Annotated in this window: 22 protein-coding genes; 16 read left to right on the top strand and 6 right to left on the bottom strand. The window is 73.0% G+C overall.

What is annotated here, in order from left to right; all coding sequences use genetic code 11:
• Nucleotides 1-47: 47 nt before the first annotated feature.
• The gene (locus ACFRCR_RS06710) at nucleotides 48-725 is read right to left on the bottom strand and encodes a Crp/Fnr family transcriptional regulator (RefSeq protein ID WP_030143997.1); all 678 of its coding nucleotides are present in this window, start codon (nucleotides 723-725) and stop codon (nucleotides 48-50) included.
• A 195-nt stretch (nucleotides 726-920) separates the two neighbouring features.
• On the opposite strand from ACFRCR_RS06710, the gene nth reads away from it, so the two are divergent.
• On the top strand, nucleotides 921-1652 hold the full coding sequence (gene nth / locus ACFRCR_RS06705) for an endonuclease III (RefSeq protein ID WP_377676247.1): 732 nt from the start codon (nucleotides 921-923) through the stop codon (nucleotides 1650-1652).
• Between the two features lie 52 nt (nucleotides 1653-1704).
• Here the strand turns inward: nth and ACFRCR_RS06700 are convergent, their stop codons facing one another.
• Nucleotides 1705-2637 (bottom strand): alpha/beta fold hydrolase, encoded by a 933-nt coding sequence (locus tag ACFRCR_RS06700; RefSeq protein ID WP_377676246.1) that lies wholly within the window; start codon nucleotides 2635-2637, stop codon nucleotides 1705-1707.
• Nucleotides 2634-3410: a response regulator transcription factor gene (locus ACFRCR_RS06695; RefSeq protein ID WP_246857712.1), complete on the bottom strand. Its 777-nt coding sequence runs from the start codon at nucleotides 3408-3410 to the stop codon at nucleotides 2634-2636. The genes ACFRCR_RS06700 and ACFRCR_RS06695 overlap by 4 nt, the downstream gene beginning before the upstream one ends.
• 239 nt (nucleotides 3411-3649) lie before the next feature.
• On the opposite strand from ACFRCR_RS06695, the gene ACFRCR_RS06690 reads away from it, so the two are divergent.
• From ACFRCR_RS06690 to ACFRCR_RS06675, 4 genes are all read left to right on the top strand, one after another.
• Complete coding sequence (locus ACFRCR_RS06690) at nucleotides 3650-4363, top strand: hypothetical protein (protein WP_377676245.1); 714 nt, start codon at nucleotides 3650-3652, stop codon at nucleotides 4361-4363.
• 24 nt (nucleotides 4364-4387) lie between these two features.
• Entirely contained in the window at nucleotides 4388-4849 is a 462-nt protein-coding gene (locus tag ACFRCR_RS06685; RefSeq protein ID WP_377676244.1) for a thioredoxin family protein, read from the top strand.
• A gap of 40 nt (nucleotides 4850-4889) precedes the next feature.
• Entirely contained in the window at nucleotides 4890-5351 is a 462-nt protein-coding gene (locus ACFRCR_RS06680) for a DUF4395 domain-containing protein (RefSeq protein ID WP_377676243.1), read from the top strand.
• A gap of 62 nt (nucleotides 5352-5413) precedes the next feature.
• Nucleotides 5414-6085: a pentapeptide repeat-containing protein gene (locus ACFRCR_RS06675; RefSeq protein ID WP_377676242.1), complete on the top strand. Its 672-nt coding sequence runs from the start codon at nucleotides 5414-5416 to the stop codon at nucleotides 6083-6085.
• Nucleotides 6086-6221: 136 nt separating this feature from the next.
• Here the strand turns inward: ACFRCR_RS06675 and ACFRCR_RS06670 are convergent, their stop codons facing one another.
• Nucleotides 6222-6632, bottom strand: coding sequence for a DsrE family protein (locus ACFRCR_RS06670; protein ID WP_377676241.1), 411 nt, complete (start codon nucleotides 6630-6632; stop codon nucleotides 6222-6224).
• Between the two features lie 250 nt (nucleotides 6633-6882).
• On the opposite strand from ACFRCR_RS06670, the gene ACFRCR_RS06665 reads away from it, so the two are divergent.
• From ACFRCR_RS06665 to ACFRCR_RS06625, 9 genes are all read left to right on the top strand, one after another.
• Entirely contained in the window at nucleotides 6883-7503 is a 621-nt protein-coding gene (locus ACFRCR_RS06665; protein WP_377676240.1) for an FABP family protein, read from the top strand.
• Between the two features lie 86 nt (nucleotides 7504-7589).
• Nucleotides 7590-8825 carry a YgfZ/GcvT domain-containing protein gene (locus ACFRCR_RS06660; protein ID WP_377676239.1) on the top strand — a complete coding sequence of 412 codons (1236 nt, stop codon included), beginning with the start codon at nucleotides 7590-7592 and terminating at the stop codon, nucleotides 8823-8825.
• 60 nt (nucleotides 8826-8885) lie between these two features.
• Entirely contained in the window at nucleotides 8886-10037 is a 1152-nt protein-coding gene (locus tag ACFRCR_RS06655) for an aromatic acid exporter family protein (RefSeq protein ID WP_377676238.1), read from the top strand.
• Nucleotides 10038-10200: 163 nt separating this feature from the next.
• Entirely contained in the window at nucleotides 10201-10464 is a 264-nt protein-coding gene (locus ACFRCR_RS06650) for a type II toxin-antitoxin system Phd/YefM family antitoxin (RefSeq protein WP_377676237.1), read from the top strand.
• Between the two features lie 12 nt (nucleotides 10465-10476).
• Entirely contained in the window at nucleotides 10477-10902 is a 426-nt protein-coding gene (locus ACFRCR_RS06645) for a type II toxin-antitoxin system VapC family toxin (protein ID WP_377676236.1), read from the top strand.
• Between the two features lie 9 nt (nucleotides 10903-10911).
• Nucleotides 10912-11259: a DUF2516 family protein gene (locus ACFRCR_RS06640; RefSeq protein ID WP_191796370.1), complete on the top strand. Its 348-nt coding sequence runs from the start codon at nucleotides 10912-10914 to the stop codon at nucleotides 11257-11259.
• A complete protein-coding gene (locus ACFRCR_RS06635) occupies nucleotides 11256-12263 on the top strand; it encodes an asparaginase (protein ID WP_377676248.1) in 1008 nt (335 codons plus the stop codon). Before ACFRCR_RS06640 ends, ACFRCR_RS06635 begins: the two co-directional genes overlap by 4 nt.
• Nucleotides 12260-12685 (top strand): D-aminoacyl-tRNA deacylase, encoded by a 426-nt coding sequence (gene dtd, locus ACFRCR_RS06630; protein WP_377676235.1) that lies wholly within the window; start codon nucleotides 12260-12262, stop codon nucleotides 12683-12685. Before ACFRCR_RS06635 ends, dtd begins: the two co-directional genes overlap by 4 nt.
• 300 nt (nucleotides 12686-12985) lie before the next feature.
• On the top strand, nucleotides 12986-14542 hold the full coding sequence (locus tag ACFRCR_RS06625) for a glycosyl hydrolase family 18 protein (protein WP_377676234.1): 1557 nt from the start codon (nucleotides 12986-12988) through the stop codon (nucleotides 14540-14542).
• 110 nt (nucleotides 14543-14652) lie between these two features.
• Here the strand turns inward: ACFRCR_RS06625 and ACFRCR_RS06620 are convergent, their stop codons facing one another.
• The gene (locus ACFRCR_RS06620) at nucleotides 14653-15642 is read right to left on the bottom strand and encodes a CorA family divalent cation transporter (protein ID WP_377676233.1); all 990 of its coding nucleotides are present in this window, start codon (nucleotides 15640-15642) and stop codon (nucleotides 14653-14655) included.
• Complete coding sequence (locus tag ACFRCR_RS06615) at nucleotides 15639-15947, bottom strand: hypothetical protein (RefSeq protein ID WP_377676232.1); 309 nt, start codon at nucleotides 15945-15947, stop codon at nucleotides 15639-15641. Before ACFRCR_RS06615 ends, ACFRCR_RS06620 begins: the two co-directional genes overlap by 4 nt.
• 466 nt (nucleotides 15948-16413) lie before the next feature.
• On the opposite strand from ACFRCR_RS06615, the gene ACFRCR_RS06610 reads away from it, so the two are divergent.
• Together ACFRCR_RS06610 and ACFRCR_RS06605 are read left to right on the top strand one after the other, a co-directional pair.
• Nucleotides 16414-19431: a LuxR C-terminal-related transcriptional regulator gene (locus ACFRCR_RS06610; RefSeq protein ID WP_377676231.1), complete on the top strand. Its 3018-nt coding sequence runs from the start codon at nucleotides 16414-16416 to the stop codon at nucleotides 19429-19431.
• A gap of 210 nt (nucleotides 19432-19641) precedes the next feature.
• Entirely contained in the window at nucleotides 19642-21630 is a 1989-nt protein-coding gene (locus tag ACFRCR_RS06605) for a glycosyl hydrolase family 18 protein (protein WP_377676230.1), read from the top strand.
• The last annotated feature ends 30 nt before the right edge of the window (nucleotides 21631-21660 follow it).

The raw sequence follows: 21660 nt of genomic DNA, 5'->3' as shown, positions 1-21660 counted from the left end.
CCCGTGGGTCGTGCGACCGGCCTCTCGCCGATCTGGTGCGTCGGCGGTCAGCGCGCGCGGCGCTCGAGCCGGTCGACGTCGAGCAGGACGACCGCCCGGCCCTCGCGGCGGACCCACCCGCGCGTGGCGAAGTCGGCGAGGGCCTTGTTGACCGTCTCGCGCGACGCGCCGACGAGCTGGGCGAGCTCCTCCTGCGTGAGGTCGTGCGCGACGCGCACGCCCTCGTCGGTCTCCTCGCCGAAGCGGGTCGACAGGTCGAGGAGCGCCTTGGCGACACGGCCGGGCACGTCGGAGAACACCAGGTCGGCGAGCGTCTCGTTGGTGCGGCGCAGACGGCGGGCCAGCGCGTTGAGCAGGTGCTTCGCGACGCTGGGGTGCTTCTCGATCCACTCGATGAGCTGCTCGTGGCGGAGCTCGTAGAGCAGCGCGTCGGACACCGAGCTGGCCGTGGCGGTGCGTGGGCCCGGGTCGAAGAGCGAGAGCTCACCGAACATCTCGCCCGGTCCGAGGATGGACAGGAGGTTCTCCCGACCGTCGTTCGAGCGGCGGCCGAGCTTGATCTTGCCCTGTGCGATCACGTACAGCCGGTCGCCGGGCTCACCCTCGCGGAAGAGCACGTCTCCACGGGTGAGCTCGATCTGCTGCATCGAGTCGAACAGCGTCCGGGTCTCTTCGCGGTCCATGGTGGCGAAGAGGGGGGCCGAGAGCACTACGTCGTCGTCCACGCGATGTCCTTCGAGTGTTGAGCGGACTTTCCCGGCATGAGCCCGTCTGCATCGGCGGAGTTCGAGCGAACCGGTACTCGTGATTCCTCCCACAAGTCTGCCTCATGCGCGCAACTCGGATCGCCACCGACCCGGTGAGACCTGCGCGGAAGGCGTGGGGGAGGTGTGTGGGTGGGGCCGAGTAGGCTGCCGGACGTGACCACTTCGGGCGGTACCTCGAGTCCTGCACCAGCCCCGCACGTCGAGTCACGGCTCGCCCTGGTGCGGCGTGCACGGCGCACCAACCGTGAGCTGGCGCTGACCTACCCGGACGCGCACTGCGAGCTGGACTTCACCACGCCTCTCGAGCTGCTGATCGCCACCGTCCTGTCGGCGCAGACCACGGACAAGCGCGTCAACCTCACCACCCCGGAGCTCTTCGCCCGCTATCCGGACGCCGCTGCCTACGCCGCCGCTGACCGGGAGGACCTCGAGGACATCCTGCGGCCCACGGGCTTCTTCCGGGCCAAGGCGCAGTCGGTCATCGGGATCGGGCAGGCGCTCGTCGAGCGCTACGACGGTCAGGTCCCCCGCAGGCTCGACGACCTGGTGACGCTGCCCGGCGTCGGGCGCAAGACCGCCAACGTCGTCCTGGGCAACGCGTTCGGCATCCCGGGCCTGACGGTCGACACCCACTTCGGGCGCCTCGTGCGTCGGCTGGGTTGGACCACGGAGGAGGACCCCGTCAAGGTCGAGACGGAGGTCGGCGAGCTCATCGAGAAGCGCGAGTGGACCATGCTCTCGCACCGGCTGATCTTCCACGGCCGCAGGGTCTGCTTCGCGCGCAAGCCCGCGTGCGGGGCGTGCACCATCGCGCAGCTGTGCCCGTCGTTCGGGGTCGGCGAGACCGACCCGGCGGTCGCGGCGGGCATGGTCAAGACGGACTGAGCCCCTCGTTCGCGGACGGCCTGCCTCCCGCAGGGCCGCGCCACGAACCCACTCAGCCCTGCGTGCTGGGCAGCCAGTCCAGCAGGAGGCGGGTGACGTCGTCGGGCGCCTCCTCCGGGAGGAAGTGCCCGACCCCGTCGAGGACCTCGAAGCGCAACGAGCGCGAGACGGCGGCCGCGTCCGCGTCGGTGAGCTCACGGCGCAGGAAGCCGTCGGCCCCGCCGTGGACCTGGAGCGTCGGGATGGCGATCGGGCGGCGCAGCGCGCTGCGGAAGCGGCGCCCGTCGGGCCGTGGTGCCGAGCGCACCGACCAGCGGATGGCCTCCATCGCGGAGTGCGCCGCGAACGGGATGCGCATGACGGTGCGGTACGTGTCCACCGCCTCGGTGGCGAACGGGGTCGCGGACCCGTCCGCCAGGACCCGTCCGACCAGGTCGTCCTGCGTGAGGGCCCGCTCGGGGAACGTCGGGAGCTGCGCGAACGCGAGGTGGCGCTGGGCGAGCGGCGTCAGGAGCCTGCGACCCGAGGTGTGGACGTGCGAGGGGTGCGGCGCGGCGAACGCCGCGACGCCCGCGGTCACCGCGGGCTGGAGCGCGGCCATGGCCCAGGCGAGCCCGCCGCCGGTCCCGTGCCCGACGACGACGGCGCGGTCGGCGCCCAGCGAGCGGACCACGCCCGCGACGTCGCGCGTACGGGTCGGGGCGTCGTAGCCGATCGGAGGCTTGTCCGACGCACCGGTGCCGCGCAGGTCCATCGCGGCGACGCGGTAGCCGGCCTCGGCGAGCGCCTCGAGCTGGTGCCTCCACGCCCACCAGAACTGCGGGTACGAGTGCAGGAGGAGCACGAGGGGAGCGCTCGAACCGCCCCCGCGGGACTCGGGGCCGGCCACCGCGAGGTGGAAGCGGGCGCCGTTGGCCGGCACGAACTCGTGCCGCCAGGGGCCGTCGACGAGGGCTGCGGAGAAGTCGCTCGAGTCGGTCGTCACCCGGACGAACCTACCTGCTCGCTCGAGGCCGTGGGTTCGGTCGCCTCGGTTCCCGGCGCGTCGCTCGTGCTCCCGTCGGCCGCCGCGGACGCGCGTCGGTCCTTGGGCGGGTCGAACCGGTAGCCGACGTTGCGCACTGTCCCGATGAGCTGCTCGTGCTCGGGACCGAGCTTGGCGCGCAGGCGACGCACGTGGACGTCGACCGTCCGGGTGCCCCCGTAGTAGTCGTATCCCCAGACCTCCTGCAGGAGCTGGGCGCGCGTGAACACGCGACCCGGGTGCTGCACCAGGTACTTGAGGAGCTCGAACTCCTTGTAGGTCAGGTCGAGCGGGCGTCCGCGCAGGCGGGCCGTGTACCCGCCCGCGTCGATCGCGAGCTCGCCCGCCGAGATCTCCTGCGGGGCGTCCTCGGCGCGGCCGTGCGACGAGCGCTCGATCACGAGCCTCAACCGGGCCTCGACCTCGGCCGGGCCCGCGTGCTCCAGGAGCAGGTCGTCGGCCCCCCACTCGGCGGTGACCACGGTCAGGCCGCCCTCGGTCAGGACGAGCACGAGAGGGACCGTCAGACCGGTCGCGTGGAGCAGGCGGCAGGTGGTGCGGGCGGCCGCGAGGTCGCGGCGCGCGTCGAGCAGCACGACGTCCGAGTCCGGAGCGTCGACGAGTGCCGACGGCTCCATGGGCAGCACCCGCAAGCGGTGCGACAGCAGTCCCAGCGCAGGCAGGATGTCGACGGACCCACCTGTCGCCGGTGTCAGGATCAACAGCTCTGCCACCGACGCACCTCCTCCCAGTGACCCCCGAGGAGGCCGGAATCATTACCGTAGCGCGTGGAACAGGGGTCGACGGGGTGACCAAGGCCTTTGCGCTGTTACAACCTTGTTTCGTGTTCCCGTGCGGCGTCATCTGGGAGACTCATGTTCGTGCTCAGCCTCCTCGGACCCGGTACCGCCCCCGCCTCCTCGCCGCTCGCGTCGTCGGGGGAGTGTGCCTAGTGGGTCTCTCCTCGCGCGCCGTGGCCACGTCCGTGGTGGCCGCGGCGGTCGCCGCCGCTGCGTTCTTCGGGCTCCTGCCCCTGACGATCGCGGCCGCCGTGCTCGTCGTGCTGGTCGCGGCCGGGTGGCCCGCGCTGCTGGGTCAGCCCGCCCCGGGCGGTTCCGGCCTGGTGATCGGCCTGACCGGGGTCGGTGCGGTCGCCGTCGTGGCCGCGACCGACGGCGAGCCCGCGCTGCGCAACCTGCCGCTCGTCCTCGCGATGGGCATCGTGCTGGCGTTCGTCGCCGAGATGCTGCGCCGGGACGGCCGCCCGAGGCTCGTCGAGTCGCTCCTGGGCACGGTGAGCGGACTGGTCGTCGCGGTCTCGGCCGCGGGCTGGATCGCGACCGACCGCACCGACGCCGGGGCGGAGCTCGTCGTGACGTGCGCGGCGACGCTCGCCGTCGCGTCCGCGATCTCCGCGCTGCCGCTCGCCGGGTGGTGGAGCTCGGTCGTGACGGTCGCGGCCGCCGCGGCGGCCGGGGGCGGCCTCGGGTACGTGCTGCCCGAGGTCGCGATCAGCAACGGGCTGTGGACGGGCGTCGTCTCGGGGATGCTGGTCGCGGGGCTGCGCGCCCTGTTCGACCAGCTGCCGGCCCTCGAGCGCAGGCAGGCGGCCGTTGCTGCGATAGTGCTGCCCGTGACCGTCGGGGGGATCCTGGTCTTCGTGGTCGGCCGCGTGCTCGTGGGCTGACCTGCCCGCCGCACGGCGGCCGCCGTGCCGCTGTCCGAGAGAGAGGTCGACGCCATGGTCTGGCGCATCGTGGTCCTGGTCGTGGTGCTCGCCGCGAGCGTGCTGCTCGGGCTCTGGTGGCAGCGCCGTCAGGGAGTGGTCCGCGCGGCCCGGCCCGCGGCCGACGACGGCGCGGTCGACTGGGCGGCCCTCGGCATCGTCCTGGGGGAGCACCGGACGTTCGTGCAGTTCTCGAGCGAGTTCTGCTCACCCTGCCGGCACACGGCCCGCGTGCTCGACGAGGTCGTCGCGGTGCGCACCGACGTGACACATCGCGAGATGGACGTCGACGAGCACCACGACCTCGTGCGAACCTTCGGCATACTGCGCACTCCGACGGTGCTCGTCCTCGACCCGTCCGGTCGAGAGGTCGCTCGGATGAGCGGCAGCGTGAACCGGGCCCAGGCGGTCGAGGCGCTCGACGTGCCCGCCGGGTCCGTCGTCTGACACCGCTCGCCCACCGGGGCGGGCCGACCGAGGAGCCGCCATGCCGCACGACCCGCACCCTTCTCCGAGCGTGGCCCGGGGCATCGACCCGCGTGGCCCTCGCGTCGGGGCCGGGATCACCGCTCTGCTGCTCGCCGTGACCCTGCTCCTGGGCACGTCCCAGGCTGCGCTGTGGTTGCTGACGTTCATCGCGCTGAGCTTCCTGCTCGGGGCGCTGCGCGGCGCGCAGGGCACGTGGCAGGGCTGGGTCTTCAAGACGCTCGTCCAGCCCAGGCTCGGCCCGACGGCGGAGCGAGAGGACCCGCGTCCGCCCCGGTTCGCGCAGGGCGTCGGGTTCGTCATCACCGGGGTCGGCGTGATCCTGGGCTTCACGGTGTCGCTCGTGGCCGTGCCGGTCGCAGCGGCGCTCGCCCTGGTGGCGGCCGTCCTCAACGCGGCGTTCGGGCTGTGCCTGGGCTGCGAGATGTACCTGCTGATCCGGCGGTTCGCACCCGCCCGCTGAGGTCCCGCGCCGACGGCGAGGGCCCCGCGGAGGCCGCGGCCTGGGAGGCGTAGGGTCGTGCGGTGCCTGCGCAGAACGACTCCTCGACCACCGTCCCGCCCCGGATCAAGCGGCTGCGTGCCGGGGTCCGTGCCCCGGGCGACGCCGAGGGGATCGGCGCGGAGGACCGTCGCCACGACGAGCGGTTCGAGGGCGGCGACCTGTCCCACGCGGACCTGTCCGACGTCACGTTCGAGCGGTGCGACCTCGTCGGGCTCTCGCTGCACCAGGCGGACCTGCGGGCCGTGACGTTCAGCGAGTCCCGGCTCGAACGGATCGACGCTCCCGTCCTGAGCGCCCCGCGATCCGTGTGGCACGACGTCGTCGTGGCCGGGTCGAGGATCGGGTCCGCCGAGCTCTACGAGTCGGGGTGGCGGTCGGTCGAGCTGGTCGACTGCAAGCTCGGGTACGTCAACCTCCGGGGGGCGACGATCCGCGACCTGCGGCTCACGCGGTGCACCGTGGACGAGCTCGACCTGACGAGCGCCCAGGCCATGCGCGTCGCGTTCGAGGACACCTCGGTCGACCACCTCGTCCTGGCGAGCGCCCGGCTGGCGCACACCGACCTGCGCGGGGCGACGCTGCGCCGGATCACGAGCATCGAGAGGCTCGCCGGGGCCACGCTCAGCCCGTCCCAGCTCGTCGAGATGGCGCCGCTGTTCGCGGCGGAGCTCGGCATCCGCGTCGAGGACTGAGCGAGGTCGGGCGCCCGGAGCCCGCCACGCCATCGCGAGCCACGCCACGCCTCGGTGCAGCGCGCGGCGAGGCGCCCGCGCGGGGCGAGCGCCGTCGTCGGGCACAGGGGCACCCCGCTGCGAGGACCGCGGCGCGTCAGTAGACGAGGGCCTGGGCCCCCGGGCGCAGCGCCTCCTCGACGAACACCGACGCCCCCGCGATGCGTACGCCCGGCAGGAGGTCGGCCTCCGTGATGCCGCGGCGCACGGCGCACTGGGTGCACACCGTGACGGTCCCCGCGGACAGGATCACGTCCAGCAGGTCGGGCAGGGCCGTCGCGTGCTCGAGCTCGAGCTCGCTCGCACGCCCGGGGAGCCCGAACCATGCGGACTCCCCGGTCAGCCACACGCTGACCTCGACCCCGGCGGCCACCGCGGCGGCCGCGACCGTGAAGGCCTGGTTGGTCGCCTCGGGGCGTTCGAGGCCCGCAGTCGTCTTGACGACGAGCGAGCGGGAGGCGGCGGCCGGGGCGGCCGAGGACAGCGGCGGGACGGGCTGGGAGGTCACGTGCGCGAGCCTAGAGGCCGGACGGTAGGATCGGCGACATGTCCACGCATGCACTCGAGCTCATCTTCCTGGGACTGCTGATCGCCGCGACCGTGACCATCACGTGGTTCGCCGGGTTCGTCGTCTACAAGCTGTACAAGGGTCAGCGCTGACCTGAGCGTCGCTCCGGGCGTCCGCGCCCGGTGGGGCCACGGTCCCGCTCCCCTCGTCGTCGTCACCGGTCCGTTGGGACCGCCGGAGGTACCACCAGATGGCTTTCGCGTTCCCTGAGGGGCTCGCCCCCGAGGCCTACCCGCTCGCGTGGCTCGTGGGCTCCTGGCGTGGTGAGGGAGTCATCGCCTACCCCGGGATCCCCGAGACCCCGTTCGTCCAGGACGTCGTGTTCGATCACGACGGCGGCCCGTACCTGCGGTACGAGTCGACCCTCCGCGTGCTCGAGGCCGAGGTCCCGGAGACCGTGCCGGAGGCCTGGACCACTGACGACGCTGCCGAACCGCCCGCTCACCCGTCGGGCGACCAGACCGAGCCGAGCACCGAGGGACACCTCGCGCCCGGTCGCATCTGGTCCACCGAGACGGGCTACTGGCGCGTCTCTCCCGAGCGTCCCGAGGGGCTGCCCGAGGACAAGTCCGCGATCGAGGTCATGATCGCGGACCCCTCGGGCCGTATGACCCTGTACCTGGGGGTCGTCGGCAACGGTCGGGTGGACCTGTCGAGCGACGCCATGATGCGCACGGCCACCTCGGCCGAGGTCACGGCGTCGAACCGGCTCTACGGCAACGTCCAGGGCCAGCTCCTGTGGGTCTGGGAATTGGCGGCCTTCGGTCAACCGTTGCAGTCGTATGCGTCGGCGAAGCTGGACCGCCTCTAGCCCTCCGACGCATGAGGCACGGCCGACGCCACCGCGCGGCCGGACGGACGTGCGCCGCCCACCGGCGCCGAGGAGGTTGTTGCACCGTGACCGCTGGACCTGACGACGCCACCCAGACCGGGCACCCGGCCCGGACCGAGCCGGAGCTCCCGGTCCGGACGAGCCCGCTGCTCGCGCGCCCCGGCGCGGTCGCCGGCTCCGGCCCCGACGCGGGCGTGGCATGGCACTACGGCGACCCGACGGGCGAGCAGCGCGCGCTCGGGTCGGGCGGTGCGGTCGTCGACCTCTCGCACCACGGCGTCGTGCGGGTCAGCGGCCCCGACCGCCTGACGTGGCTCAACTCGATCACGTCGCAGAACCTCCTGGGCCTCGCGCCCCGCACCTCGACCGAGCTGCTCGTCCTGAGCCCGCAGGGGCACGTCGAGCACGCGGCAGGGGTCGTCGACGACGGCGAGTCCACGTGGCTCGTGACCGAGGGCTCGCACGCCCCGACCCTGGCCGCCTGGCTCGACCGGATGAAGTTCTCGCTGCGTGTCGAGATCACCGACATGAGCGACGAGATCGCCGTCCTGGGCGAGCCCCGCGACGCGGAGGGGGTGGAGGGCGAGCCCGTCACGTGGCGCGACCCCTGGCCGCGCACCGCGCCCGGAGGGACGCGCTACGGCCCCGCGGACGACGAGCACCCCGGTGCCCACCGCCCGTGGCGCCTGGTCCTGGTGCCCCGCGCCGAGCTGTCCGACGCCGTCGCGGCCCGGGAGGCCGCCGGGTGGCGGCTCGCCGGGACCTGGGCGAGCGAGGCGCTGCGCGTCGAGGCCTGGCGCCCGCGCCTCGCGACCGAGGTCGACCACCGCTCGATCCCGCACGAGCTCGACTGGCTGCGCACGGCGGTCCACCTGCACAAGGGCTGCTACCGCGGCCAGGAGACCATCGCGCGCGTGCACAACATGGGCCGTCCGCCGCGGCGCCTGGTGATGCTCCACCTCGACGGCTCGGGCCACCTGCTCCCCGTCGCCGGGGCCGAGGTGCGGCTGCCGGGCGGAACCCCGGGGCCGGACGGGGCGGCGGCACCGGGTCGTGCCGTGGGGGTCGTGACGTCGGTCGCCCGGCACCACGAGCTGGGCCCCGTGGCGCTCGCGGTCCTCAAGCGCAGCGCCCCCGAGGACGTCGAGCTCGTCGTCGACTGCGACGGTGGCGCGGTCGCCGCGGCCCAGGAGGTCGTGGTCCCCGGCGAGGGCGTGTCGGTCGACCGTCCCGCACCCCGCGGTCCGGTCGCACGAGGCATCACCCCCAAGGGCTCGGGCGCGCCCCAGAGCATGATCTAGAACAGAATCTGAGGACCGTGCCGGGACTCCGGCACGGTGGGACGCGGTGAGCAGGAGCACATGACGCAGGCGCGGGAGTCGGCCGGGGGAGCGACGACCCCGGAACCGGGGGCGGTCGAGACGGCCCGCAAGGCGTTCCGCCGGCTCGTGCTCCGCGCCCGGCTGCGGCAGGGTACCTCCCGGGTCCGGGTCGCGTTCTGGCCCGTCATCCAGGCCTCGCTCGCCGCGGGCGTCGCCTACGGGATCGCGCACTACCTGCTCGGGCACCCGTACCCGTTCTTCGCCCCGGTCTCGGTGTGGATCTGCCTCGGGTTCAGCCAGGACCGTCAGGTCCGCAAGGTCGGCGAGCTCGCGATCGGGGTCGCGGTGGGCGTGGGCCTGGGGGACCTGATCGTCCACTTCATCGGGTCGGGCTGGTGGCAGGTCGCGGTCGTCCTCGCGACGTCCGCCCTGGTCGCGCGCTTCATCGACCGCGGCGCTCTCCTCGCGACCCAGGCAGGCGTGCAGGCGATCGTCATCGTGGGTCTGCCCGCGACCCAGACGGGTGGTCCCGGGGGGCGCCTGGTCGACGCCCTGGTCGGTGGCGCGGTGGCGCTGCTCGTCGCGACGCTCACCCCCGGCGACCCACGCCGTCGGCCTCGGATCCTGGGGGACGAGGCGACGACCGAGCTCGCGGAGACCCTCGAGCTGCTGGCCCGTGGCTTCCGCTCGGGCGACGTCGACGACCTGGACGCCGCGCTCGTGCGCGGGCGGGCGTCCGAGCCCGCGCTCGAGGAGTGGCAGGCCACCGCGACGAGCGCCCAGGAGCTGTCCCGGGTGAGTCCCGTGGGGCGCAAGCACCGTAGCGAGCTGGGCGACATCGAGCGCAAGGCGGTCCTGGTGGACCGTGCCATGCGCAGCGTCCGCGTCCTGGCCCGGCGTGCCCGCCCGGTCGCGGGGACCGACCACGACCTCCTGCCCGTCGCGGCGATCGTCGACCGGTTCGCGGCCGGCACGCGCGTCCTGGCCGAGGCGATCGGCGCGGGCCGCGACCCGTCGACCGCGCGCGAGATCCTGGCCGACACGGCGGCCGCGGCCGACCCGCGGACCGTCGGTGCCGGGGACTGGCAGGTCCAGTCGCTCGTGATGCTGCTGCGCTCCCCGATCGTGGACACGCTCGAGGCCGCGGGGATGTCCCCCGGGGACGCTCGGGCCGCTCTGCACGAGCTCTGACCGGGGCGCTCGGCACGACGGTGGTACGTCGGGAGCGCGCCTGGCGGCGCAATGATCCTGCCGGGGCAGGCCAAGGCGTGCCGGGGCCCGCACCCGACAGATCCGCAGGACTGGCACGCGTGGAGGTCTACGCAATCCGGGCGCTGGCCGGTACCTTCAGGGGATGGAGGTTTCCGTCAGCGCCCTGCGGGCCGAGCTGAAGTCGTGGATCGAGCGGGCGCGTGACGGGGAGGACGTGGTGATCACCGAGCGCGGCATCCCGGTCGCCCGCCTGAGCGCGATCGACAGCGCGGACCTGATCTCGTCGCTGACCCGGGACGGCTTGCTGACGCCGGCCACCGAGGAGCGGCCCGTGCACACGCCGCCCGCTCGTCCGGCTGCCAAGCAGTCGGCGATGTCGGGCCTCGTGCGCCGCATCCGACGCTGAGCGGGCGCGCCCATGGCACTGGTCTACTTCGACGCGAGCGCGCTCGTGAAGCTGTGCGTCGCCGAGCCCGGCTCCGAGCTCGCGAGCGCCTTGTGGAACCGGGCGGACGTGGTCAGCACGAGCCGGCTGTCGGACACCGAGGTCCGCGCTGCGCTCGCCGCGGGCGAGCGAGCGGGGGTCCTCGACGCCGCCGAGCGTGCTCAGGCGATCGCCACCTGGGAGCGGCTGTGGCCCGCGCTGCACCTGGTCGAGGTCTCGCCCGAGGTCCTGGACCGGGCGAGCGCCCTCGCGGGGGGCAACGGGCACTCGCTGCGCGGCGCCGACGCCGTGCACCTGGCCTCGGCGCTGGTGCTGCGCCACGAGGACGCGATCTTCGCGGTGTGGGACGAGCGCGTCGCGAGCGCGGCGCGCGCGGAGGCGTTGCGGGTCCTGCCGTAGGCTCGTCTCGTGTTCGGAGCAGCCCAGACCCTCGTCTACCTCGTCCTCTTCCTCGCGGTGTTCGTCGCGCAGCTCGTCGCGCTCATCGACGCCGCGAGCCGCCCCAAGAACGCCTACACGGCCGAGGGGAAGCTGACCAAGAACCTCTGGCTGCTCATCCTCGGTGTCTGCGCCGCGCTGGGCTTCATCGCCCTCCCGCCCATGGGGGCGAGCGTCGGCTTCCTCAACATCTTCGCGGTGGCTCCCGCCGTGATCTACCTCGTCGACGTGCGTCCTCGCCTCAAGCCGTACGGCCGTGGGTCAGGCGGCTCCGGCGGCTCGGGTGGCAACCGCGGCGGCCGCCCGGGCGGGTGGTGACCCCCGTGCTGCGCTCCGCCGCCCCGCTCGCGGAGGTCGTCCGGGGCGACCTGGTCGAGTCCGTGCACCTGGGGCACCTGGTGACGCTCGACTCCTCGGGCGCCGCCGACCTCGTGGTGGGCGACCCGTCGACCGTGATCTGGCCCCGTTCGTCGGTCAAGCCGTTCCAGGCCGTCGCGATGCTCCGCAACGGGCTCACCCTGCCGCCGCGCCTGCTGGCCCTCGGTGCTGCGAGCCACAACGCGGAGGACTTCCACCTCGCGGGGGCACGCGAGATCCTCGCGGGCGTCGGGCTCGACGAGTCGGCGCTGCGCAACACGCCCGACATGCCGGTCTACCCGCCTGCGGCGTTCGCCTGGCAGGAGCAGGGCAACGGCCCGGCGTCGATCACCCAGAACTGCTCGGGCAAGCACGCGGCGATGCTCGCGACGTGCGTCGCGGCGGGCTGGGACACCGCGACGTACCTGGATCCCGCGCACCCGCTGCAGGTCGCGATCCGCGAGACGCTGCTCGAGCTCACGGGCGACGACGACGCTGACCTCCACGTGACGGTCGACGGCTGCGGTGCACCGCTCTTCTCGACCACGCTGCTCGGGATGGCACGGGCGTTCGGCCGGTTGGCGGCGGCACCGTCGGGTGCGCCAGGGTCTCCCGAGGCGCTGGTGGCGCGCGCGATGTCCTCGTTCCCCGAGATGGTCGGCGGGACGGGGCGCGACGCGACCGACGTCATGCGGGCCGTGCCGGGTCTCGTCGCCAAGGACGGCGCGGACGGCGTGTACGGCGCGGGCCTGCCGGACGGGCGTGCGCTCGCGTTCAAGGTCCTCGACGGCTCGCCGCGCCCGCGCGCCGCGGTGCTGGTCGCTGCTCTGGCGGCGCTGGGTGCGGGGGACGTCCCCGGGGCCGACGGCGCCGCGCTGGACCGCGTCGGCCGCACCCCGGTCCTGGGTGGGGGAGAGCCCGTCGGTGAGGTGCGGGCCACGTTCGGACCGGGCCACGCCGCATGAGGGCCGTCCTGCAGCGCGTGGCGCGCGCGAGCGTGAGCGTGGGCGGCGAGGTCGTGGGCAGCATCGACCGGCCGGGGCTGGTCGTGCTCGTGGGCGTGACGCACGACGACGGGCCCGCTCAGGTCGAGCTGGTGGCGCGCAAGGTCGCCGAGCTGCGGATCCTGCGCGACGAGCGGTCGGTGCTCGACGAGGGGGCGCCCGTGCTGGTCGTCAGCCAGTTCACGCTCTACGCGGACACGAAGAAGGGGCGCCGGCCGTCGTGGAACGGCGCGGCAAAGGGGGATGTGGCCGAGCCGCTCGTCGCCCAGGTGGTCGCCGCGCTGCGCGCGAAGGGCGTCGAGGTCGCGACCGGGGTGTTCGGTGCGGACATGCAGGTCGAGCTCGTCAACGACGGCCCGGTGACGATCCTCGTCGAGGCGTAGCGCCTCGACGAGATGCGGAAGGCTACCGTTCGTAACGTTTCGAGCGATTCGCCGCGTTGGTAAGGGAAATCCCTTATGTGACCGCTGTGAACCATGTGGAAGCCCCGTACATCTTTCGCGCGCCCCCCTGGCTAGGTTCGGAAGTGCCCAGCCGCTGGTTCCCGTTCCGGGGTCCCCGGTGCCTGGGGCTCCGGAACGGACCGGAGTCAGCAGCACGGAAGACGAAGAGGCCTCCCTTTGCACGCATCCCGCAACAACCCCTCGCTACCACGCCGCACCCGCCGCGCCGCCGGTGCCGTGGTGACCGCGACGACCCTCGCCCTGGTGGGCTCGGGCCTGGTCGCAGCAGGCACCGCGACGGCCGCGCCCGCAGCGCCCGCCGCGGTCAGCCCCAACGGTGACAACGACATCAACGGGTACCGCAACGTCGGCTACTTCATGTCGTGGGCTCCCGAGAACTACGGCTACACGGTCAAGGACTTCCAGGAGTCCGGCCAGGCCGACCAGATCACGCACGTCAACTACGCGTTCGCGAACATCCACCCGACCGACCTGACGTGCTTCATCTCCGACAAGGACGGGTCGCCCGCGCCCGGCGGCAACGACGGGGCCGGCGTCGCCGGTGCCGACTTCGTCGACGCGGTCAGCGCGGCGGACTCGATCGACGGGGTCGCGGACACGGCCGACCAGGCGCTCGCCGGGAACTTCAACCAGCTCCTCAAGCTCAAGGAGAAGAACCCCGACACCAAGGTGCTGGTGTCGATCGGTGGATGGACCTGGTCCAAGTTCTTCTCGAAGGCCGCCGCGACGCCCGAGTCCCGCGAGAAGTTCGTCTCCTCGTGCATCGACCTCTACCTCGAGGGCAACCTGCCGGAGATCGACGGCCGCGGAGGCGCGGGCGCAGCAGCCGGCCTCTTCGACGGAATCGACATCGACTGGGAGTGGCCGGGGGCACCGAGCTGGTCGCAGCACCCCGAGAACTTCGTCGACCCGGTGAACGACAAGGCGAACTTCACGGCGCTGCTCGCGGAGTTCCGCGAGCAGCTCGACGAGTACGGCGCCACGCAGGGCGAGGAGTACCTCCTGTCCTCGTACATCCCCGTGAACCCGACGGTCATCAACGCGGGCTGGGACGCGCCGAAGATCTTCGACTACCTCGACTACGGCAACATCCAGGGCTACGACCTGCACGGCGGCTGGTCGCCGAACCTGGCCGGACACCAGTCCAACCTGCACGACGACCCGACCTACACGGGCGAGATCTCGGTCGAGCAGGGGATCGACCTGTACCTCAGCCGCGGCGTCGACCCGCAGCAGATCACGCTGGGCATCCCGGCGTTCGGCCGTGGCTGGACCGGCGTCGTGGCCGGCGACTCGAACGGTGCGTGGCAGTCCGCCGCGGGCGTGGCCGAGGGCACGCACGAGCCCGGCTACAAGCAGTACTTCGAGCTGCGTGACCTGGGCACCGAGTACTTCGACGAGACGACCGGTTCGTCCTGGCGCTACGACGGCAACGAGTGGTGGACGGTCGACACCCCGCGCGCCGTCGAGTTCAAGGCGAAGTGGGTCGCGGAGAAGGGCCTGGGCGGCTCGATGTGGTGGGACCTCGCGGGTGACTACGAGGACGAGCTGGTCGGCACGGCCGCGGACGTCTACCGTGCGTCGCAGGCCGGTCCGGTCGACTCGGACGCTCCCGGTGGATGCTACGGCGACTGGACCAAGGCGGGCATCTACACTGCTGGCCAGGTGGCGTCCCACCAGGGCGTCAACTACCAGGCCAACTGGTGGGTCCACACCAACGCACCGGGCACCGAGACGCACTGGAGCCCGTGGCGCGTGGTCGGTTCCTGCGTCTGACCTGACGCGGTAGCGGCCTCGGCCCTGCGCAACCCGACGCCGTCGGGACCACGACCTGCCTGTCGTGGCCCCGGCGGCGTCCGCACGTGCCGGGGACGGGGGAGCGTGGCTCAGCGGAGCCAGCCGCGCCGCTTGATGTACACGAGCGGGATGACCGCGGCGACGAGCGTCACGAGCACGACCCACGGGAACCCGAGCTCCCACTCGAGCTCGGGCATGCGCGTGAAGTTCATGCCGTAGAACGACGTGATGAGCGTGGGCGGCAGGAACACCGCGGTGATGATCGTGAACACCTTGACGATCTGGTTCTGCTTGACGTCGAGCGAGGTCATGATGGCCTGCTGGAGGTAGCGGACCTTGTCGTGCTCGAAGCTCGCGTGCTCCTTGACGCCGTCGACGTCCGCGATGAGGGTCTCGACCAGGCTCGCGAGCACGGGGTCGGTGTCGGCGATCTCGCTGCGCAGGTGCCGGGCGGCGCGCGCGAGGGAGAGCTGGGACTCCTGGGTGCTGGAGACGATCTCCTCGGCACGGTTCATGCGCGAGATGGTGCCCTGCATGTCGGTCACGCCGATCTCACGCCCGCGCCGGTCGTAGCCGAGCGTGGCCTCCTCGATCTGGTCGGACATGTCCTCGAGCAGGTCGCTCGCGTGGTGGATGACGCGTTCGGCGGCCTCGTTGAGCGCGTACAGCAGCGCGTACATGACGCCGTACGAGGTCTGGGTCAGGCGCGGCGTGCGTCGCATGCGGGCGATGGCCTTGTCGAAGATCGGGTAGTGCCGGCTGGGCTGGAGGGTCACGACACGCGCGGGTGACAGCGCGAACATGAGCACCTCGCGCTCGATGCGCTCGCCGCGCCGGTAGGTCGCCACGACCGGCAGGTACACGTGGTCGTCGGTCTCCCAGACACGCCCGGACGCCGGGGAGAAGTCGACGCCGGCCTCGGCCGCACGCTCGAGAGCGGCCGGGTCCTCGGACGCGACCTGGAGCCAGCGGGCGCGCAGGGTCTGCGGGTCGAACCGTGGGGCCGTCCGGACAGGGTCGGACGGCCGCCGTGCAGCGGCGCGGGGCGCCTCGGCGAGGACGGGCGTCGTCCCGGTCACGGTGCCACCGCCGTCGCACCCGTGGGCAGCGAGATGCCCGACGGCGTCGCGCCGGTCGGCGCGGTCGTCGTCACCAGAGGCGCAGGAACCTGGGCGTCGTCGTGCCCGGCGGCCAGCAGGTGCGTCCCGAGCAGAGCCGTGCAGATGAACAGGTACAGGCCGATCGTGAACGTGATCGACTGGCGTTCCAGGTCGGGGCGGCGGGGAGCGGGCGCGGGGGTGGTGGCCCGGTTCGTTCGGAGTGGTGCGGAGCCCTTGCGAGTGGACGCGGGGCAGGGTGCACTGAGGTGTGTGCTCGTCGACATGGTGGTCCTTCCCGGCGCCGTGCTCTCGACGGTGCCGACCGGACGCCGGGCCGCCCTGCGTACGGGCAGGGGCAGGTCCTGGCGAGGGGGGGTGACGGTGCATGGAGCGCACTGGCGACCGCCCCGAGGGCCGTGCCGGGAGAGCCGACCGGAAGGGTCAGCGGGCAGGGTGGAGGGGAGCGAGCGCGCAGTGCGGGGATCTATGACTGCTGCCGTCCGGCATCGCTCTCACCTCCTTCTCATCTGCTTCTGGTTCCGTGCTCGTCTGAGGTACCGAGATCTCTCGGCAGAAGCAGACGGAGGAACGAGGTCACCCTAGACCTGGTCGAAGGCCCCGGCAAACCGCCCCGGCGGTAGCCGCCGAAGACACTGACGGGTAACAGGACAGGATGCCCGCCTTTACGTCGGGTTGTTAACATTCCTGAGAGTCGTCCGGCCATCGTTGCCCCGGACGGGAGGGTCTGACATGCCAGCCAGCCAGCAAGAAGTCCTGACCTCAGATCAGGTGCGCACGTCCCGCACGTCCACCGAGCACCGGCCTGAGCGGCTCTCGTCGCGCCGGGCGGAGATAGACCTCGCGCTCTCGGCGGTCGCCGACGGGCGGGGCGCATACGTCTGGACCGGGGAACCCGGCATGGGGGCGAGCACCACGCTCGAGCGCGTCCACGAGGCGTTGCACGGGGCGAGCGGTCCCCACCCGCCCCTGGTCCTGAGGGTCGCCCAGGCGGTGGGCCCGCAGCGTTCCGGCGGAGCGGTGCGATCGCTCGTGTCCCAGGTCGCCCAGGTCACCGGGTGCGCGGTGCCGGACCGGCTCGTGCGCCCGCTCGACGTCGCCGACCCGGAGTACGGGTACCTTCCCGAGGTCGGCGCGGTCGCGCTCGCCGAGTACCTGGAGGAGGCGGTGCCCGACCGCACGGTCGTGCTCCTCGCCGACGACCTCCACCTGGTCGACGAGATCAGCCGCGCCGTGGTCGTCGGGCTCGTCGCCCAGCGCCGCGCCGCGCTCGTGCTCCTCGCGACCGCCGTCCCCGGAGGCTTCGACCGCCCGCTGCCCTACCCGATCGAGGTCCGTGAGCTCGCGCCGCTGGGGCCGCCCGAGGCGCTGCACCTGCTGCTCGTCGAGGAACGCCTGGCCGTGGCCCCGCACGTCGCGGCGAGGCTCGCCCAGAACCTCGCGGGCAACGCGGCGGCGATCGCCCAGACGGCCCGGCTGCTGTCGAGCGAGCAGCTCGCGGGCACCGCGATCCTCCCGGACCCGCTGCCCCCGGTGCCCGCGGTCCGCACGCTGCTCGGCGACCGGCTCGACGGGCTCGCCCCCGAGGAGCGGCGTGCGCTGCTCGTCGCGGCGGTCGCGGTCGTCGAGCGCACGGACGTGCTGCTCGCCGCATCGGGGCTGAGCATCGAGGAGGTGCTCGACGGGCCGCTCTCGGGGCAGCTCTCGCTGGTCTCGGGTCGCTTCGCGTTCACGGACCCGCGGGTGCGCTCGCTGGTCCACGGTGACGCCCGCCTCGCGGACCGCACGGCCGCGCACCTGCGACTCGCGACGGTCCACACGGCGGTCGGCGAGGAGGACATCGCCACCTGGCACACGGCGCTCGCGACGCTCGCGGGGGACCCGACGCTCGCCCCCGGGCTCGTGTCCCTGGCCCAGCGTCTCCTCGAGCGCGGGGACGTCGTGTGGGCCCACGAGGTCGCGCGCGAGGCCGCGAGCCAGGCCGCCGCGGCGGACCGCGGCGAGGCGTACGTGGTCGCGGGGACGGCCGCGCTCCAGTCCGGTCACGTCCACGACGCCGCCGACTGGCTGCGGCGGGCTGCGCGCTGCGAGGGCGGCGTGAGCTCGGCCCGCATCCTGGGCCCGCTCGTCACGGCGCTCACGCACGTCCAGGGCCAGGTGCCCGACGACGTGATCGCCCCGTTCCTCGCGCTCGCGGACAACGACGACGCCTGCACCTGTTGCGTCGACCACGAGGGCCGTCCCCGCGACGCGGCCGGGGGGTGCGAGATCGGCGACGTCGTGCAGGGGCTCACGAGCGCGGCGACGCTGCACGCCGAGCGCGGTGACGGCGTCGCCGCGTCCCAGGCGTTCGACGCGGCGAAGCGGCTCGCGCGACGCTGCACGCAGGGGGTCGGCGGGCTCGACGTCGTGCGGTCCTGGCTCGCCAACTACGGGGTGGGGGAGCGCGGCAAGGGGGCCAACCTCCCTGGTTCGTGCCTCTCTCCGGAACAGGAGGCGTACGCGCAGGTCAGCCGCGCGATCGCGCTGGCCGACGAGGACGCCCTGGACGTCGCGGGCCAGGCGCTGGCCAGCGCGGTCGCGAACCTCGCGCCCGTACGGAACGGTGGCCGCTGGTTCGACGCCCCGTCCGGTGCCGTGACCCCGTACGTCGAGGCGCACCTGCGCCTCGCGCAGGTGCTCGTCCACTTCTGGTCGGGAAACATCACCAAGGCGCGCCGCGAGCTCGAGGAGGCGGCCTTCCGCCTGCCCGTCGGGCTGCCGTTCGCGGGGACCGGGGTCGCGGTCGCGCGCCGCCTCGACATGGCGGTGCACGGCAGCGTCGGGACGGTCGCGACCGCGCTCGAGGAGACCTGCTCGTGCCCGACGTCACGGCCGGTCCGGCTGGGGCTCCTCGTGGACCGGGCCATCGGTGCGTCGTTCGCGCGCCATCACACCCAGGCGGCGACGCTGCTCGAGCTGGCCGCCGAGACGGACCGGCGGGACTGCGCCCACATGCTGCACCTGCCCGGGATGGACGACGTCGAGGCCTGGGTGCTCGCCGGACGTCCTGACGCTGCCGAACGGGCGCTCGCCCGGCGGCGCGTCGAGGCCAAGGACCTCTCCCCGGCGAACCGGGTCGCGACGCTCGCCCGTGCAGAGATCGCCCTGGCGCGGCCGGAGGACTCGGTCGCCCTGCGCGACGCCGTCGCCTCGGCGGGCCGGGGGATCGCGTCGCCGTTCGAGCACGGGCGCACCGAGCTCTGTCTGGGCCGGGCGCTGACCCGCTGGGGAGACCTGCCCGCGGCCCACGAGCACCTGCTCTCCGCGGTCGAGCTCCTCACGCAGTCCGGGGCGTGGGCGTGGGCGAGGCAGGCGCAGGGGGAGCTCGCCGGTGTCCTCGAGCACCTCCACGCGCTCCAGGTGGCGTCCGCCCGCAGCGACCACGCGCCCGTGCCGACCACGACGCCGGGGGGAGGCGTCCCGCACGCGGGCGCTGCGCCGTCGGGCAGGCCGCGCCTCGCCGCGCGCGAGAGCGACGTGTCCGACGACGCCCTCGACGAGCTGCGCGCCCGCTGGGCCGACGAGCTCACCGAGCGGGAGCTCGACGTCGCGCTGCTGGTCGTCCAGGGAGGGTCGAACCGTGAGGCCGCGGACCAGCTCTACCTGTCCGTGCGCACCGTCGAGGTGCACCTCGGCCGCGTCTTCCGCAAGCTGGGGGTGCGCTCGCGGGTCGAGCTCGCGGTGCTCGCGCACCGGGTCGGACGATGATCCGGACGGGACGCGCGCTCGCCGCGACCCGTATGCGCCGCGCGGATACGTAGGGGGTAACACCTACGCGCCCGTGTGTATGTACGCGAGGTGAACAATGTGGGAAACGCTGATTCACGAGGGCGGGGTCGCTCCCTAGGGTCGGGGTGTTCCTGGGCAACGACGTCCGGGTCACCGGGCACCGAGCCCCCAGCCAAGTGAGGCAGACACATGCGACTGAGAACCCCCCGAGGGCGCGCGAGGAAGGTGGCCGCGGGACTGACCGCAGCAGCCATGCTCGCGACGTCCCTGGTCGCCGGCACCGTCGCCGCGACCGCGACCCCCCTCTCCGCAGCCACCACGACCGCAGCGACCGGCGACAGCGCGATCAACGGCTACCGCAACGTCGCGTACTTCACCCAGTGGGGTGTGTACGGGCGCGACTTCAAGATGAAGGAGCTCCAGGACTCCGGCGCCGCCGCCGACCTGACGCACCTCAACTACGCGTTCGGCAACATCCACCACCAGACGCTCACGTGCTTCGAGGCCAACAAGGCGCAGGGCACGGGCCCCACCGGGTCCGACGGCGCGGGCGACGCCTGGGCCGACTACGGCATGGGCTACACAGCGGCCAACTCGGTCGCGGGCGTGGCAGACGCCTGGGACCAGCCGCTCGCCGGCTCGTTCAACCAGATCAAGCAGCTCAAGGCAAAGAACCCCCAGATCAAGGCCATGCTGTCGATCGGTGGCTGGACCTGGTCCAAGAACTTCTCCAAGGCCGCCGCGACCGACGCGAGCCGCAAGAAGCTCGTGTCGTCCTGCATCGACCTGTACCTCAAGGGCAACCTCCCCGTGATCGACGGCCGCGGCGGCCCCGGCTCGGCGGCAGGCGTGTTCGACGGCTTCGACATCGACTGGGAGTGGCCCGGCTCGCCCAACGGTGAGGTCGGCAACATCGTCGACGTCGCCAACGACAAGGCGAACTTCAAGGCCCTCCTCAAGGAGTTCCGCACCCAGCTCGACGCCTACGGTGCGACGACGGGCAAGAAGTACCAGCTCAGCGCGTTCCTCCCGGCGAACCCCGACGACATCGCGTCCGGCGGCTGGAACGACCCCGAGAACTACCAGTACCTCGACTTCGGGAACATCCAGGGCTACGACCTGCACGGCGCCTGGAACAAGACCCTCACGGGCCACCAGGGCAACCTGTACGACGACCCCACCGACACGCGCCCGGCGAACCGCCGCTACAGCGTCGACAAGGCCGTCAAGGCTTACCTCGACGCCGGCGTCCCCGCGAAGCAGCTCACCATGGGCCTCGCGATGTACGGACGAGGCTGGAAGGGCGCGACGTCGTCGGCCCCCTGGGGTGTCGCGACCGACGCCGGACCCGGCACCTGGGAGGCCGGCAACGAGGACTACGACAAGCTGAAGAACCTCGGCACCGGGTACTACGACCCGGTATCGGTGGCCTCGTGGCGTCACGACGGCAACCAGTGGTGGAGCTTCGACGACCCGAAGTCCGTCGCCGTGAAGGGCGACTACATCGCCGCCAAGAAGCTCGGCGGGGCCATGTGGTGGGACCTCACGGGCAACCAGGACGGATCGCTCCTCAAGGGCCTCGCGACGAAGTTCCGCGCGGCACCGGCCGGGCCGGTGATCGGTGACCCGACGGGTGGCGGCGGGACGACCGGTGGCACCACGGGCGGGACGACCGGCGGGACGACCGGTGGCACGACCGGTGGGACGACCGGTGGGACCACGGGTGGGACGACCGGTGGCACGACCGGTGGCACGACCGGTGGGACCACGGGTGGGACCGGGACCGAGTGTGCCGCGGCGTGGACCGCGACCGGTACCTACAACGGCGGAGCGACGGTCTCCCACAACGGCAAGAACTACAAGGCCAAGTGGTGGACCCAGAACGAGACCCCCGGCACGGCCGGTGGCCCCTGGGAGCTCGTCGGTACCTGCGGCACGTCTGGTGGGACGACCGGTGGCACCACTGGCGGGACGACCGGTGGCACCACTGGCGGGACGACCGGTGGCACGACCGGCACCGGGACCTGCACCGCCCCCGCCTGGTCCGCCACGGCGGTCTACGTCGGTGGGGCTCAGGTCTCGCACGACGGTCAGAAGTACACCGCCAAGTGGTGGACGCAGAACAACGTCCCCGGGGCCGAGCAGTACGGCCCGTGGCAGGCGCTCGGCGCCTGCTGAGAGTCGAGCCGGGGGGGGGGGGCCCCCCCC

Origin of the sequence: Oerskovia sp. NPDC056781 (assembly GCF_042789955.1) — a bacterium.
Classification (GTDB): domain Bacteria; phylum Actinomycetota; class Actinomycetes; order Actinomycetales; family Cellulomonadaceae; genus Oerskovia; species Oerskovia rustica.
Note: the sequence above shows the minus strand (reverse complement) of the source record. Positions and strands in the feature narration are given on the sequence as shown.

Bases quoted from the DNA above. Each gene is read 5' to 3' on its own strand.
- ACFRCR_RS06605 (WP_377676230.1), top strand. From the start codon at position 19,642: ATGCGACTGAGAACCCCCCGAGGGCGCGCGAGGAAGGTGGCCGCGGGA.
- ACFRCR_RS06680 (WP_377676243.1), top strand. From the start codon at position 4,890: ATGCCGCACGACCCGCACCCTTCTCCGAGCGTGGCCCGGGGCATCGAC.
- ACFRCR_RS06615 (WP_377676232.1), bottom strand. From the start codon at position 15,947: ATGTCGACGAGCACACACCTCAGTGCACCCTGCCCCGCGTCCACTCGC.
- ACFRCR_RS06610 (WP_377676231.1), top strand. From the start codon at position 16,414: ATGCCAGCCAGCCAGCAAGAAGTCCTGACCTCAGATCAGGTGCGCACG.
- ACFRCR_RS06655 (WP_377676238.1), top strand. From the start codon at position 8,886: ATGACGCAGGCGCGGGAGTCGGCCGGGGGAGCGACGACCCCGGAACCG.
- ACFRCR_RS06665 (WP_377676240.1), top strand. From the start codon at position 6,883: ATGGCTTTCGCGTTCCCTGAGGGGCTCGCCCCCGAGGCCTACCCGCTC.
- ACFRCR_RS06650 (WP_377676237.1), top strand. From the start codon at position 10,201: ATGGAGGTTTCCGTCAGCGCCCTGCGGGCCGAGCTGAAGTCGTGGATC.
- dtd (WP_377676235.1), top strand. From the start codon at position 12,260: ATGAGGGCCGTCCTGCAGCGCGTGGCGCGCGCGAGCGTGAGCGTGGGC.
- ACFRCR_RS06645 (WP_377676236.1), top strand. From the start codon at position 10,477: ATGGCACTGGTCTACTTCGACGCGAGCGCGCTCGTGAAGCTGTGCGTC.